Consider the following 13,649-nt stretch of genomic DNA (forward strand, 5'->3'; position numbering starts at 1 on the left):
GTGAGACGGCGCTCAGCCGGCGGCGTCGAGGCGGCCCAGCTCCTCGGAAGTGAGCTCCAGGTCCACCGCCTTGACCGAGTCGAGAATCGTCTCCGGCCGCGACGAGCCGGGGATCGGGATCACCACCGGCGCCTTGGCCAGCATCCAGGCCAGGCACACCTGCTGCGGGCTCACCTCGTGGGCCTTCGCGACCTCCGCGAACGGGGCGAAGCGCGACCCCAGCTCGCCGGCCCTGGAGATGCCGCCCAGCGGGCTCCACGGCAGGAAGGCGATGCCCATTTGCGCGCAGAGTTCGAGCTCGGCCTCGCTGGAGCGGAACGCGGGCGAGAACTGGTTCTGCACGCTCACGAGGCGACCGCCGAGGATGTCGCCGGCCTGGCGGATCTGGTCGGGGTTCGCGTTCGAGATCCCGGCGTAGCGGATCTTGCCCGCGTCGAGCAGGTCGCGGAGCGCCCCGATCGACTCCTCGTACGGCACCCGCGGGTCGGGCCGATGGAACTGGTAGAGGCCGATCGCCTCGACCCCCAGCCGCTTGAGGGAGGCGTCGCACGCCTGCTTCAGGTGCTCGGGCGAGCCGTCCTTCGTCCAGGAGCCGTCGCCCGGGCGCAGGTGGCCGCCCTTGGTCGCGACCAGCACGTCCGAGGTGTCGCCGCCGTAGCCTGCCAGGGCGCGGGCGATCAGCGATTCGTTGTGGCCCACCTCGTCCGCGTGCAGGTGATAGGCGTCGGCCGTGTCGATCAGCGTCACTCCGGCGTCCAGCGCCGCGTGGATGGTCGCGATGGAGCGCTGCTCGTCGGGCCGCCCCTCGATCGACATCGGCATGCCGCCGAGACCGATCGCGCCGACCTCGAGATCACCGATGCGGCGAGTCCGCATGAAGGATCCTCCTTGCGAGAAGAGACAGAGACGTGTCCCCTATCCTGCGGGTCCCGTATCAAGCCCGCTATCCGAAGATCCTCCTCACATCGGGACATATCTACCCAAATACGGATGGTTCACGAACACGTCAACCTATATTGGGATAAACCGCACGAGAGGTCCCGGGTTCGTCGCCGGGGCTCGTCGACAGCAAAGGCACAACCATGAGCGTGCATGTTCACGTCCGCCTCGACGACGGCCTGGCCGTGACCGAGGACGGCCGGTTGCTGGAGCTGACCCGCTGCCGCTGCGGAGCCTCGTGGACCAGGACCTACCACGTGCACGAGGGCGAACCGGAGGCCTGACGGCCCGTCCGTCCGCCACCGCACCGGTCAGGAGGGGTAGCCGAAGCGGCCGTGCAGGCGGACGAAACTGGCCAGCGTGAGGACCTGACGGGGTTCGAGGCCGATGACGGTGCGCTCGAAGAGCACGACCTCCTCCCGGCCGCCGGTGCCGATGGGCTGCACCAGCCGCCCGCCGGGCCGCAACTGCTCGACCAGCGGCGCGGGGACCGTGGGAAACGCCGCCGAGACGATGACGGCGTCGTAGGGAGCGTGCTCACGCACGCCCTGGCCGCCGTCGCCGACCCGCACCTCCGCGTTGCGGATGCCCTGCCGGGCGAGGTTGCGCCGCGCCGCCCGCACGAGGTCGGGCCACAGGTCGACGCCGACCACGTCGCCGGCCATGCGGGCGAGCAGCGCGGTCTGGTATCCGAGGCCGGAGCCGACCTCCAGCACGTGCTCCACGCCGGTGAGGGCCAGTCCCTCGATCATCGTCGCCGACAGGGACGGCTGGGTCGTCACCTGCCCGTGCGCGATCGGGATCGGCGCGTCCTCGTACGCGTGCGCGGCGTGCGCGGGCGGGACGAATCCCGCCCGCGGAGTCGAGCGCACCGCCCGGAGCAGGCGCTCGTCACGGACCCCCACCGCCCGGACGGCCCGGACGAGGTCTTCGGGACAGGCGGCTGCGGTCACGTCCACCACGCTCACGTTCGACGCCGAGCGCGCCTTCCCTCCAGCGGCCCGCTCTCCCCCGGTGATGCCCCCTGAGCGGCCCCGGAACCGCGCCGCCGGTTCGGGCTGTCCTAACCGCCTCAGGGGGTGCCGAAGTCGACCTCCGCCGTGGGGACGGTCGCCGCGCCGCGGCCGGGGGCGGTCTGGAACTGCCAGTAGAGGTTCGTGTGCGCGATCACCTGCGCCGGAGCCGGCGCGCCGTAGGCGGTGAGGTCCTCGGTGGTGTGCGCGTCGCCGACCAGCGTCACGTCGTAGCCCCGGACGAAGGCCCCGTGGAGGGTCGAGCGGATGCACGCGTCGGTCTGGGCGCCGGTGACGACGACCCGGCCCACTCCGCGCTCGGCGAGCCGCGCCTCCAGATCGGTGTCCTCGAACGAGTCGCCGTAGATCTTGTGGACGAGCGGCTCGTCGTCACGCCGCACCAGCTCCGGCACGTACTCCCAGGCCTCGCTCTCCCGCTGCAACTCGCGCCCGTCGGAGTGCTGCACCCAGATCACCGGCACGTCCTGCGCGCGGGCCTTGCCGATCAGGGTGTCGATGTTCGCGATCACGGCGTCGCGGTCGTGCGCACCCGCCACCACCCCCTTCTGGACGTCGATGACGAGCAGCGCGGTGTTCGGGCGTTCGGCCAGGGTTGTCATGGGTGTTCCCGTCTTTCGTCACGGATCCTGTCGCCGCCCAACCCTAGGACCGGCCACCGACATTTTCGCCGGACCGGAACGTCCGGCCCACCCAAATTGGAGTGCGAAATACCGATTTGCTAGGGTCGAGACGTGCGGTTGACGAAGTTCACGGACCTGGCCTTGCGCGTGACCATGCGCCTGGCGGTCCTGGAGGAGGGCACGTCGCTCACCACCCGCCAGGTGGCCGAGGCGATGGCGATTCCCTACAACCACACCGCCAAGGCCATCGCCCGCCTGCAGCACCTCGGCGTCGTGGAGGCCCGCCGGGGACGCGGGGGCGGGCTGGAACTGACCCGGTTCGGCCGTACGGCGTCGATCGGCTGGCTGGTCCGCGAACTGGAGGGAGAGGAGGAGGTCGTCACCTGCGAAGGGGAGGTCCCCTGCCCGCTCCGGGCCGCCTGCCGCCTGCGCGGCGCGCTGCGCGCGGCGCAGCACGCCTTCTACGCCTCCCTCGATCCGGTCACGGTCGACCAGTTGGTCTCCTCACCGTCGGGGCCGGTGCTGCTCGGCCTCTCCTGACCCGCGTACGCGGGAAGAGTCCGGCAGACCCACGGCTTTTAATATGCACATCAGATACCAATTTGGAGGAATCATGCTGTCCCCTGAGTCGGCCGCGACCGTCCGCGCCACCCTGCCCGTGATCGCGGGCGCGATCCAGAGCATCACCGCCCGCTTCTACGACACGTTGTTCGCCGACAACCCCGAGCTGCTGCGCGACCTGTTCAACCGGGGCAACCAGGCCAACGGCGAGCAGCGCGTCGCGCTGGCGGGCTCGATCGCCGCGTTCGCGACCGCGCTGGTGGACCACCCGGGCGGGCTTCCCGGCACGATGCTGTCCAGGATCGCCAACAAGCACGCCTCCCTCGGCGTCACCGAGGAGCAGTACGCCGTGGTGCACAAGTACCTGTTCGGCGCCATCGGCGAGGTGCTGGGCGACGCCGTCACGCCCGAGGTCGCCCAGGCGTGGGACGAGGTCTACTGGCTCATGGCCGAGACGCTGATCGGCCTGGAGCGCGACCTCTACCGCGAGGCGGGCCGGGGCTGGACGCGGGCCACGGTGACCGAGCGGCGCGACGAGACGGCGGACGCCGCCTCCTTCCTCCTGCGCCCGGGCGTCCCGCTGCCGTTCCTGCCGGGCCAGTACGTCAGCGTCCGGGTCACGCTGCCCGACGGCGCGCGGCAGATCCGGCAGTACAGCCTGTCGAACGCCCCCGAGCGCGGCGACTGGCGGATCACGGTGAAGCGGGTGCGCGGCGGGAGCGCGCCCGAGGGAGAGGTCTCGACCTGGCTGCACGAGCACGTCCGGGCCGGTGACGTGCTCGACGTCTCCGCGCCCTTCGGCGATCTGACCCTGCCGGAGGGCGACGGCGCGCTGCTGCTCGCCTCGGCGGGCATCGGGGTCACCCCCGTGCTGTCGATGCTCGATCACCTCGTCGCCACCGGGTCGGGCCGGCGGGTGGTGGTCGTCCACGCCGACCGCTCCCCCGGTTCCCACGTCCACCGGGAGGAACTGGCGGACCTGGTCGCGGCCCTGCCCGGCGCCACCCTGCACCGGTGGTACGAGGACCTGCCGGAACAGGACCTGAGCGGTCCGGCTCCGTCGGCCGGCCGGGCCGACCTGTCGGCGGTCGACCTGCCCGCGGGCGTCACCGCCTGCCTGTGCGGGCCGCTGCCGTTCATGCGGGCCGTACGCGCGCAGCTGACGGCGCGCGGCGTGTCCGCCTCCGACATCCGCTACGAGGTCTTCGGCCCCGACCTGTGGATCGCCGGGGACTGATCCGGTCCCGCCGGGGAGGTCAGCGCAGGAGGCCGACGCCCGCGTAGCCGTCCACGCCGGGGATCCTCGGCAGCCTGGGCTCGTCGGGCTCGGGACGCCAGTCCTCGGTCACCACCAGGCCCGGCTCCACCAGGTCGAACCCGTCGAAGAACCGCAGGAGCTCGGCGTGGGTCCGGGGGGTGACGCCGGCGGCGGAGGTGCTCTTGTACAGCTCGCGCCCCTCGCGGATCTTCTCCTCGTCGAGGTCGCCGTACGACAGGTGGCTGAGGGCCATCGCGCTGCCGGGGGCGAGGCGGTCGCGCAGCGTGGCGACGATGCCTTCGGCGTCGGGGATGAAGTGCAGCACCGCGACCATGAGCAGCCCCACGGGCCGGCTGAGGTCGAGGTGCTCGTTGATCCGGGGATCGCCGAGGATGCCCTCGGGGTCGCGCAGGTCGCCGTCGACCACGATCGTCGTGGCGTTGTCGGCGAGCAGGGCCCGGCCGTGGGTCAGCACGATCGGGTCGTTGTCGACGTAGACCACCCGCGAGCCGGGGGCGGCGCGCAGCGCGACCTCATGGACGTTCTCCTGCGTCGGCAGCCCGGCGCCGATGTCGAGGAACTGGCGGATGCCCTTCTCGGCCATGAGCGTCACGGCACGGCGGATGAAGCGCCTGTTGCTCCGGACCCCTTCGCGCGCGTTCGGAGTCAGCTCGATGAGCTTCTCGGCCGCCGCCCGGTCGACGGCGAAGTTGTCCTTGCCGCCGAGGAGGTAGTCGTAGATCCGGGCGACGCTGGGGACCGTGACGTCGATCCCCGGCGGCCCCTGCTCCAAGTTCATCGTGCTGCCCCTGATGCCGTGCCGTACTTTGATCACCAAAGTAGCCGACAAATCGGGATTCGGCGCACCAAAATGGGAATTGACCGACATGCTTGACCGCTGTCGAGCGGGGGCCTCGGCCCGGTCGGTCAGCCCAGGTCGCCCCCCGAACGGTTCCCCCGGGGAGTTCCCGCCACCAGGACGTCGACGGGCGGACCGGCGACGACGGGATCGGCGACGTCGAAGTCGTCGGGGCCGTAGCCGTAGTGAGCCCTGCCGTAGCCGCCCGTGCCGTAGCCGACCACGCCGGGATCGCCGATGACGGGCCCGGCGATCACCGGGTCGGTCATCACGGGATCGATGAACAGCGGCTCGGGGGCCAGGGGACCGTCGATCACGGGATCGGCGATGAACTCGCGCATCCAGCGGAAGCTGGACTTCGGCGTGCGCTCCTGGGTCTCGTAGTCCACGTGCACGAGCCCGAACCTCGCCGAGTACCCCCGGGCCCACTCGAAGTTGTCCATCAGCGACCAGGCGAAGTAGCCCCGCACGTCGGCGCCCGCCGTCATCGCGTCGTGGGTCGCGGCCAGATGGTCGCGCAGGTAGTCGACGCGCCCGGCGTCCTCCAGCACGCCGTCGTCGCCGTAGCCGTTCTCGGTGATGTAGACCGGCGGCAGGTCCGGATAACGGGTGGTCAGGCCGACCAGCGTCTCGTACAGCCCCTCGGGCTCCACCACCCAGCCCAGCCCGCTGGTGCGCGCGTCCTCCGGCGAGACGGTGCGCACGCCGAGGTCGAACGCCGTACGGCGGTCCGGGTCGGCCTCCTCGTAGGGCGCGGCCTCCACGTGCAGCCGGTAGTAGTAGTTCACCCCGAGGAAGTCCACCGGCGTCCCGATGATCTCCAGATCGCCGTCCCGCCGGAACGAGAAGTCGGTGATCCGGCCGAACGTCTCGGCCATGTCGGCGGCGTAGGAACCGCCGAAGAGCGGCTCGGTGAACTGCCGGTTGACCAGGAGGTCCATCCGCCGCGCGGCCGCGACGTCCTCCGGCGAGGTGGTCGCCGGCACCGTGGGCGACATGTTGAGCGTCACCCCGACCCGCTGGTCGGGCCGGGCCAGCGCGCGCAGGCGCGCGACGGCGAGGCCGTGACCGAGCAGCAGGTGATGGGCGGCGGCCAGTGCGCCGTGCCCCTCCGTCGCGCCCGGCGCGTGCCGGCCCTCGCCGTACCCCACGATCGACGAGCAGTACGGCTCGTTGAGCGTGATCCAGTTCGACACCGAGTCGCCGAGCGCGTCGTACATCACCTCCGCGTAGTCGGCGAAACGCTCCGCCGTCTCGCGGACCCGCCAGCCCCCGCGGTCCTCGATCGCCTGGGGCAGGTCCCAGTGGTACAGCGTGACGTACGGCTCGATGCCGCCCTCGCGCAGGGCGTCGACGAGGCGTCGGTAGAAGTCGAGGCCGCGCCGGTTCACCGGCCCGCGCCCGTCCGGCAGGACGCGCGGCCAGGCCACGGAGAATCGGTAGGCGGCCGCCCCCAGCTCCTTCATGAGATCGACATCCTCTTGCCAGCGGTGATAGTGGTCGCAGGCGATCTCACCTGACTCGCCCCGCGCCACCGCGCCGGGCATCCTGCAGAAGGTGTCCCAGATCGAGCGCCCCCGGCCGTCGACGTCGACGGCCCCCTCGATCTGGTACGCCGCGGTGGCCGTACCCCAGACGAAGCCGGCCGGGAAGGCCCGCGGTCCGGCGGGGCGGTGTTCGATCGCCGTCATCCTGTGATCGCTCCAGACTCGGCGCCCGCGCACGAGTGATCGGCCCGCGCGCCGAGACCGGCCGTGCGGGCGATGGATCCGTTCCTCCGTAAGCCGCGGGTATCGCCGTACGGGACGACGACCGGACGCGCGGGCAGGCGGAGTTTCGCAGCGGACACCTGGACTCCTTCACAGGAGAAGGGATGCGGCTGCGAGATGGCGACAGCGGCCGAGCCCGTGGCAACGAAGCAGCGTCGGCCGATGCCCGACATCACACCTAAGAAGAAGGGAATGTGTCAAGTCACAGAAACATAACTGTGGGAAATTTCGATTACGGGTTGCGAGCGGCCCAGGAAGTACGTACTTTGTGAGAACGGTCCATGAAACCGGTTACAGCGAGATGCGATAGCGTTTGGTCCGTGGCAACGATCAGAGAGCTGGCGCGCCTGTGCGGCGTGTCCCCGGCGACCGTCTCCCGAGTGTTCAACAATCCCGAGGTAGTCAACGCGAAAACCAGGGAGCAGGTCCTGCGGACGGCCCGCCAGATCGGCTACCTGCCCAACGAGTCGGCGCGCACGCTGGCCACCAAGAAGTCCTTCATGGTCGGCCTGCTGTGGGACACCGACCACCGCCGCCCCGGCTGGCGCCATCCGTTCTTCCAGGAGATCCTGATCGGCCTGAAGACGGCGCTCAGCGGGCGCGGTTACCACCTGCTCATGCTCGCCACCAGCGGGGAGCACACCGACGACGCGTACGTGCGGGCCGCCCGCAGGCACAACCTGGACGGCGTGGTGATGATCGACAGCGGCACCTGGGATCCGTCGCTGCGGCACCTCGCCGAGTCGGGGGTGCCCTGTGTCAGCCTCGACCGTCCCGTGCAGGGCCCCAAGGCCACATACGTGACCTCCGACAACGTGGGCGGCGCCCGCCAGGCCGTACGGCACCTGCACGAGCAGGGCCGGCAGGCCATCGCCACGATCACCGGGCCCGCGCACACCCGGCCGGGCGCGGAGCGCCTGCAGGGCTACCAGGAGGAGCTGGCCCTGCTGCGCCTGCCGTACCGGCCCGAGCACGTGGCCGAGGGCGACTTCTACGTCACCGGCGGGGAGGCGGCGATGCGGCGGCTACTGGAGACGGACGAACGGCCCGACGCGGTGTTCGTCGCGGGCGACGAGATGGCCGTCGGCGCGCTGCGCGCGATCGCCGAGGCCGGACTGAAGGTGCCCGAGGACATCGCGGTGGTCGGGTTCGACGACATAGAGGTCGCGGCCCTCGTGCCCCCCGGCCTGACGACGATCGCCCAGGACAAGGACGGTTTCGGCGCGGCCGCCGCGGAGGCCCTGGTCTCCATGATCAACGGCACCGAGGCCCCGCCCGCCCGGATCCTGCCCACGACACTCGTCGTACGGGGCTCCAGCACGCGCGCGATCTGACGGCCGCCGTGGCGGGACGGTTCCCCGGCGAAAAGAGCGGTTTCGGGCGAATTCGCCGCCGGAGCCGCTTATCGTGATGGGGCATCCCTGTGCCTCACCCCCGGAGACCCACGTGTCCGAGCACTCCTGGCCTGTCCGCATCCGCGCCGAGTTCGCGCAGCGTGTGCTGGACCTGCGGCACCAGCACCCGGGCGTCCTCGCCTCGCTGGACCAGCACATGGCCGCCGTCCGGCAGGCCATCTCGGGCCTCGGCGAGCGGGTCGGGCCGTCCTCGCTGCTCGCCTATCTGATCGGTTTCTGGGACGGGGCCCAGGAGAAGGGCTGGCGGACGCCCGGGCCGGACCAGCCGCTCGACTTCGCCGTCCTGCGCATGACCGCGGTCTGCCTGCTGCTCGACACCGCCGCCGAACCCGCCTGACGCCCGCCCCGCCCGGTTGAAACGGGTGCGGGGCGCCCCTGGACGGGACGCCCCGCGAAGCGCGACGGAGGAGACGGCGGTCAGCGGACCGGCGGAGGCTCCTCCGGCGGCGTGGGCCACGAGGAGGCGGGACCCGCCTCACCCGGAGCCGCCTGACCGGGGTTCGGTTCACCGCGCGCCGACCGACCGCGCGGGTCCGCCGGGCTGATCGGGGTGGTCGCCGCGCCCGGAGCGGCCGGCGCGCCCTCCTGCGGGTACGCGCCCTCCTGCGGATACCCCGTGGTCGGGCCCTCCGGGGACATCGGCTGCGGAGACACCGGCGCCTGCGGGGAGCCGGCGGTCTGCGGGTAGGCGGTGCGCGCCGGCTGGGCGAAGGCGCCGGCCGTCTGGCGCGGGTAGGTCTCCCGCGGCATGGCCTCCTGCGGCACGTGGACGGTCTCCATCGCGTCGGAGCGGCCCTGGCTGTAGGCGGCCGCCTGGGCGCGGATGGTCTCGGTCTCCACCTCCGCACGGTTCAGCCAGTGCTCCCAGCGCTGCTGCATGGGCCGCACCAGCCCGCCGCCGACGCCCACGATGACGACTCCGGCGACGGCCGCCAGGAAGGCGATCAGGACCGGCGTGGTGACGGTGGTCGCGACCTCGATCTGGTTGAGCGCCGCGATGACGCCGAGGCCGATGATGAAGACCGACGCGATCGTGGCGAGCGTCCTGCCGTACGACAGGGAGCCCAGCGCCGCGCTGACGATGTCCTTGACGGCCCTGGCGATGGCGGTGGCGACCACGATGATCACGATCGCCACGGCGGCCTTGGGCAGCCAGGCCACGACGCCGGCGAGCAGGGCGCTGACCGGGTTGGGGCCGAAGACGGAGAAGGCGATCTGCAGCGTCACCAGCAGGATCGCGTAGTAGACCAGTTTCGCGAGCAGGTCGGACGCGTCGTACTTGCTGCGCGCGAGCACCCGTCCCACGCCGCCGCGTTCGACCCAGCGGTCGAACCCGACGCGTTCGAGTACGGCGTCCACCACCTTGCGCAGGGCCTTGGCGACCAGCCAGCCCACCACCAGGACGACGACGAATGCGAGGAACTTGGGGACGAAGGTGACGACCGACGACCAGGCGTCGGCCACTCCTCTTCCCCAGTCGACCGGAGCGGCCATAAGTCCTCCTGTTCAGAGCCTTCCACCGCCGGGGCGGGGACCTACGAGGGCGGCAGCTACCCGGTGACCGGCGTCTCATTCGCGGCCGGTGTCCGCCCCCGCACGCACGGCGACCGCCCGTCCCGGCGATGACGCAGGTCACACGCCGCGTGGGCCGCGCCGAAAAAGCGCCGAAAAAAGCGGCAGAAAACGCGCGAACCATCCGCGCCCGGCCCGCTCAGGACCCGCTCACGTTCACTCAGGCGACTCAGGTCCGCTCAGGCCAGGCGGACGACCTCGACCACGACCTCCTGGCGTCCGGAGGCCATGCCCTGGTAGACGCCCTTGATGGGCGGCACGTCCGTGTAGTCCCTGCCCCTGCCGACGACGACGTGGGCCTCGCCGCCTCTCGTGCGGTTGGTCGGGTCGAGGGCGTTCCACTCTCCCGTCCAGTACTCGATCCACGCGTGGCTCTGCCCGGCGACCGCCTCGCCGATCTCCGCCTCGGGCCGGGGGTGCAGATATCCCGAGACGTACCTCGCCGGGATGTCCGCGGCGCGCAGCAGCGCCACCGTGAGATGCGCCATGTCCTGGCAGACGCCCTTGCCGTGCTCCCAGACCTCCTGCGCGCTGGTGCGCACGCCCGTCGCACCCGGCACGTACGCGATCCGCTCGTTGACGTGCCACGCGAGCGCCTCGGCCGCCTCGTGCGCGTCCAGCCCCGCCGCCCGCTCCCGGGCGTCCGCCGCCAGTCCGGGCGAGATCCCGGTCTGCGGGGTCGGCCGGAGCAGTTCGCCCACGGGCCCGCCGGCCGCGCGCAGGTCGTCCCGGGCCGGCGGCACGCCCAGCGGCGGCGCGGCGGAGGTGTCCACCCGGGCGTACGACTCGATGGTCAGCGACCGGTGCGGCGCGGTCAGGTCGAAGACGCCGACGATCGTCCCCCAGTGGTCGGTGTAGGTCCAGACGGGCGCCGAGGGCCGGACGACCAGCCGCCGCTCCAGCGTGGTCTGGCCGCGGTCGCTCAGCGGGGTCATCCTGACCTCGTTGTACGACGCGGAGGCCGAGCCGTCGTAGTCGAACCGGGTGACATGACTGATCTTCACGCGCCAGCCCACGAGGAGCCTCCCCTCACCCAGCCCGCCGGGGCGGCGCCAGGGAAGAACCGGTCGCCGATCGCGAGCATGGCCGCCGCGCCCGCCTCCCGGATCTCGTCGAGCAGCCGGGGAAGCCGGGCGGGCAGCGCGGCCGTGTCGGCGTACTCCAGCGTCATCCGGACCCGGCCGATCGCGGCCCGCGCGGCGTCGGCCGTGCCCGCGCGGCCCTGGTTCGGGGCGAGTTCGGCCAGGCACCGCTCGGCGGTGGCGAGGGCGTGCACGACCGACCGGGGGAACAACCGGTCGAGCAGCAGGAACTCCAGCACCTTCGTGCTGTCGCCCCGGTGCGTGCGGGTGAACGACTCGTCGGCGCCGCACGCCTCCAGCAGCATCCGCCAGGCCGCCGGATCGGCGAGGAGACCGGTCTGCACGGCGATCAGGCGCGAGGTCATGTCGGCCCGTTCGAGGCTGCGCCCGAGCACCAGGAACCGCCACCCGTCGTCCCTGCTCATCGTGGCGTCGGCCAGTCCGGCCAGCAGCGCCGCCCGCTCCCTGACGTAGCGCAGGTACACGTGCGGCCCGAGCCGTTCGGCGGCGGCCCGCGTCTCCGGCAGGGCGTTCCAGGTGACGTTGAGGCACTCCCACACCTCGGTGGAGATGATCTCGCGGACGCCCCGGGCGTTCTCCCGGGCCGCGCGCAGGCAGCCGGCGATCGAGCCGGGATCGGCCGGGTCGTAGGCGAGCCGGCGCACCATCGTCGCGGCCGTCGGCGGGCCGGCGTCCGGGCCGGGCAGCGGGTGGCCGAGGATCGCGAAGACCGCCGTCGCGTCGTCCTCGCCCGCCAGGGCGCGGCGCAGCGAGACGTCGAGGATCCGGGCGATGTCGTCGGCGCGTTCGACGTAGCGCCCGATCCAGTACAGGGTCTCGGCGATCCGGCTCAGCAGGTCTCTCGCCACTGCCCTCTCCCTTCTGTGGGTGATGGTGCCGCCGATCACTGCTGCCCGGCGTCCCAGGCGGCGCCGCGGCTCGGCTCCCACCACGGCGGCGGCCCGGCCACCGCGGTGGGAGCCGGACCCGGCACCGCACCGGGCACGGGACCGCCCTCGGCGGGCAGCACCCAGGTGTCCTTGGAGCCGCCGCCCTGGCTGGAGTTGACCACGAGCTCTCCCTCGGGCAGCGCGACCCGGGTGAGCCCGCCGGGCAGCAGCCAGACGTCGTCGCCGTCGTTGACCGCGAACGGCCGCAGGTCGATGTGCCGGGGACGCGGCAGGTCGCCGATCAGGCTGGGGGCGGTCGACAGCGCGACCGGCCGCTGCGCCACCCAGCCCCGCGGGTCGGCCCGCACGGTCTCCGACAGCTCCCGCAACGTCTCCTCCGACGCCCGGGGGCCGATCACGATGCCCTTGCCGCCGGCGCCGTCCACCGGCTTGAGCACCAGGTCGCCGATGCGCGACAGCACCCACTCCAGCGTCTCCGGGTCCTCCAGGCGGTAGGACTCGACGTTGCCGATCAGCGGTTCCTCGCCCAGGTAGTAGCGCATGAGGTCCGGCACGTACGTGTAGACGAGCTTGTCGTCGGCGACCCCGTTGCCGACGGCGTTGGCGATCGTCACGTGCCCGGCCCTGGCCGCGTTGAGAAGCCCCGGGCAGCCGAGGGTGGAGTCCCAGCGGAAGTGGAGGGGATCGAGATAGTCGTCGTCCACCCTCCGGTAGATCACGTGGACCGGACGCCTGCCGTTCGTGGTGCGCATGTGGACCCGGTTGCCCTCGCAGACCAGGTCGCGGCCCTCGACCAGCTCGACGCCCATGAGGCGGGCGAGCAGGGCGTGCTCGAAGTAGGCCGCGTTGTGGACGCCCGGCGTCAGGATCACGACGGCCGGGTCGGTCACGTGCTCGGGAGCGGCCCTCCGCAGCGCGGCGAGCAGGCGGGCGGGATACTCCTCGACCGGCCGCACCCGCTGCTCGGCGAACAGCGCCGGCAGCGTGCGGCTCATCGCCAGCCGGTTCTCCAGGACGTAGCTGACCCCGCTGGGCGTGCGGACGTTGTCCTCCAGCACCCGGAAGCCGCCGTCCTCGTCCCTGACGATGTCGATCCCGGCGACGTGCACGCGGACGCGCGCCGCGATGCCGTCGGCCGCCCGGTGGAAGTGCGGCGAGGAGTGCAGCAGCCGCCAGGGCACCACGCCGTCGTGGAACGCCCGGCGCTCGCCGTACACGTCGTCGAGGAACGCCTCCAGAGTCCGCACGCGCTGCCGTACGGCCCTGGCGATGAGGTCCCACTCGGCCGCGTCGAGCACCCGGGGGATCAGGTCGAGCGGGAACGGCCGCTCCTCCCCCGCGTAGTCGAAGGTCACCCCGCGGTCGGTGAACACCCGGGCGAGCTGGTCGGCCCGGTAGCGGAGTTCCTCGGCCCCAAGGGGCTGCAGGGCCGCGAACAGCGCCTGGTACGCCGGCCGGGGCACGCCCGGCCGCTCGAACATCTCGTCCCAGGCGTCGGCCAGTGCGTACGAGTCAAAGATGTCCGCCATGTGCGGAGGTTAGACAAGCGATGTTTCGCCCGGCGGCTCGCCGTGTATCAGGCCCGTGCCACGCGTGTTGCCGCCCGGTGACGTGGGCCCATGACCTTCC

The 13,649-nt window shown here is 72.0% G+C and carries 14 protein-coding genes; 5 read left to right on the forward strand and 9 right to left on the reverse strand.

Annotation, left to right across the window (positions count from 1 at the left end; all coding sequences use genetic code 11):
- Positions 1-12: 12 nt before the first annotated feature.
- Positions 13-876 (reverse strand): aldo/keto reductase, encoded by an 864-nt coding sequence (locus HHX33_RS06500; protein WP_182873796.1) that lies wholly within the window; start codon positions 874-876, stop codon positions 13-15.
- Positions 877-1,082: 206 nt separating this feature from the next.
- On the opposite strand from HHX33_RS06500, the gene HHX33_RS06505 reads away from it, so the two are divergent.
- Complete coding sequence (locus HHX33_RS06505) at positions 1,083-1,223, forward strand: hypothetical protein (RefSeq protein ID WP_165900687.1); 141 nt, start codon at positions 1,083-1,085, stop codon at positions 1,221-1,223.
- Between the two features lie 27 nt (positions 1,224-1,250).
- Here the strand turns inward: HHX33_RS06505 and HHX33_RS06510 are convergent, their stop codons facing one another.
- Together HHX33_RS06510 and HHX33_RS06515 are read right to left on the reverse strand one after the other, a co-directional pair.
- Positions 1,251-1,898, reverse strand: coding sequence for a protein-L-isoaspartate(D-aspartate) O-methyltransferase (locus HHX33_RS06510; protein ID WP_310741244.1), 648 nt, complete (start codon positions 1,896-1,898; stop codon positions 1,251-1,253).
- Positions 1,899-2,011: 113 nt separating this feature from the next.
- Positions 2,012-2,572 carry a cysteine hydrolase family protein gene (locus HHX33_RS06515; protein ID WP_182873797.1) on the reverse strand — a complete coding sequence of 187 codons (561 nt, stop codon included), beginning with the start codon at positions 2,570-2,572 and terminating at the stop codon, positions 2,012-2,014.
- Between the two features lie 132 nt (positions 2,573-2,704).
- Between HHX33_RS06515 and HHX33_RS06520 the strand changes: the two genes are divergently transcribed.
- Together HHX33_RS06520 and HHX33_RS06525 are read left to right on the forward strand one after the other, a co-directional pair.
- Positions 2,705-3,133: an RrF2 family transcriptional regulator gene (locus HHX33_RS06520; RefSeq protein ID WP_111700916.1), complete on the forward strand. Its 429-nt coding sequence runs from the start codon at positions 2,705-2,707 to the stop codon at positions 3,131-3,133.
- Between the two features lie 73 nt (positions 3,134-3,206).
- Positions 3,207-4,391: a globin domain-containing protein gene (locus tag HHX33_RS06525; RefSeq protein WP_182873798.1), complete on the forward strand. Its 1,185-nt coding sequence runs from the start codon at positions 3,207-3,209 to the stop codon at positions 4,389-4,391.
- A gap of 19 nt (positions 4,392-4,410) precedes the next feature.
- On the opposite strand, the gene HHX33_RS06530 is transcribed toward HHX33_RS06525, so the two are convergent.
- Together HHX33_RS06530 and HHX33_RS06535 are read right to left on the reverse strand one after the other, a co-directional pair.
- Complete coding sequence (locus HHX33_RS06530) at positions 4,411-5,247, reverse strand: SAM-dependent methyltransferase (protein ID WP_310738173.1); 837 nt, start codon at positions 5,245-5,247, stop codon at positions 4,411-4,413.
- A 92-nt stretch (positions 5,248-5,339) separates the two neighbouring features.
- Positions 5,340-6,962 (reverse strand): GH1 family beta-glucosidase, encoded by a 1,623-nt coding sequence (locus tag HHX33_RS06535; RefSeq protein WP_182873799.1) that lies wholly within the window; start codon positions 6,960-6,962, stop codon positions 5,340-5,342.
- 398 nt (positions 6,963-7,360) lie between these two features.
- Between HHX33_RS06535 and HHX33_RS06540 the strand changes: the two genes are divergently transcribed.
- Positions 7,361-8,374 carry a LacI family DNA-binding transcriptional regulator gene (locus tag HHX33_RS06540; RefSeq protein ID WP_220501560.1) on the forward strand — a complete coding sequence of 338 codons (1,014 nt, stop codon included), beginning with the start codon at positions 7,361-7,363 and terminating at the stop codon, positions 8,372-8,374.
- A gap of 112 nt (positions 8,375-8,486) precedes the next feature.
- Positions 8,487-8,792: a DUF6401 family natural product biosynthesis protein gene (locus HHX33_RS06545; protein WP_111700919.1), complete on the forward strand. Its 306-nt coding sequence runs from the start codon at positions 8,487-8,489 to the stop codon at positions 8,790-8,792.
- An 80-nt stretch (positions 8,793-8,872) separates the two neighbouring features.
- Here the strand turns inward: HHX33_RS06545 and HHX33_RS06550 are convergent, their stop codons facing one another.
- From HHX33_RS06550 to HHX33_RS06565, 4 genes are all read right to left on the reverse strand, one after another.
- Positions 8,873-9,949 (reverse strand): mechanosensitive ion channel family protein, encoded by a 1,077-nt coding sequence (locus HHX33_RS06550; protein ID WP_182873801.1) that lies wholly within the window; start codon positions 9,947-9,949, stop codon positions 8,873-8,875.
- A 257-nt stretch (positions 9,950-10,206) separates the two neighbouring features.
- Positions 10,207-11,043, reverse strand: coding sequence for a transglutaminase family protein (locus HHX33_RS06555; RefSeq protein WP_182873802.1), 837 nt, complete (start codon positions 11,041-11,043; stop codon positions 10,207-10,209).
- Positions 11,028-11,978 carry an alpha-E domain-containing protein gene (locus HHX33_RS06560; RefSeq protein WP_182873803.1) on the reverse strand — a complete coding sequence of 317 codons (951 nt, stop codon included), beginning with the start codon at positions 11,976-11,978 and terminating at the stop codon, positions 11,028-11,030. The genes HHX33_RS06555 and HHX33_RS06560 overlap by 16 nt, the downstream gene beginning before the upstream one ends.
- Before the next feature lie 35 nt (positions 11,979-12,013).
- Positions 12,014-13,549, reverse strand: a complete 1,536-nt coding sequence (locus HHX33_RS06565) for a circularly permuted type 2 ATP-grasp protein (protein WP_182873804.1) — start codon at positions 13,547-13,549, stop codon at positions 12,014-12,016.
- Positions 13,550-13,649: the final 100 nt, after the last annotated feature.

It is taken from the genome of Microbispora sp. H10670, assembly GCF_014161385.1.
Lineage (GTDB): Bacteria > Actinomycetota > Actinomycetes > Streptosporangiales > Streptosporangiaceae > Microbispora > Microbispora triticiradicis.

What these genes read in the sequence shown, in the direction of transcription:
- HHX33_RS06565 (WP_182873804.1), bottom strand. Translation starts at nt 13,549, where the DNA reads ATGGCGGACATCTTTGACTCGTACGCACTGGCCGACGCCTGGGACGAG.
- HHX33_RS06535 (WP_182873799.1), bottom strand. Translation starts at nt 6,962, where the DNA reads ATGACGGCGATCGAACACCGCCCCGCCGGACCGCGGGCCTTCCCGGCC.
- HHX33_RS06525 (WP_182873798.1), top strand. Translation starts at nt 3,207, where the DNA reads ATGCTGTCCCCTGAGTCGGCCGCGACCGTCCGCGCCACCCTGCCCGTG.
- HHX33_RS06515 (WP_182873797.1), bottom strand. Translation starts at nt 2,572, where the DNA reads ATGACAACCCTGGCCGAACGCCCGAACACCGCGCTGCTCGTCATCGAC.
- HHX33_RS06505 (WP_165900687.1), top strand. Translation starts at nt 1,083, where the DNA reads ATGAGCGTGCATGTTCACGTCCGCCTCGACGACGGCCTGGCCGTGACC.
- HHX33_RS06500 (WP_182873796.1), bottom strand. Translation starts at nt 876, where the DNA reads ATGCGGACTCGCCGCATCGGTGATCTCGAGGTCGGCGCGATCGGTCTC.
- HHX33_RS06550 (WP_182873801.1), bottom strand. Translation starts at nt 9,949, where the DNA reads ATGGCCGCTCCGGTCGACTGGGGAAGAGGAGTGGCCGACGCCTGGTCG.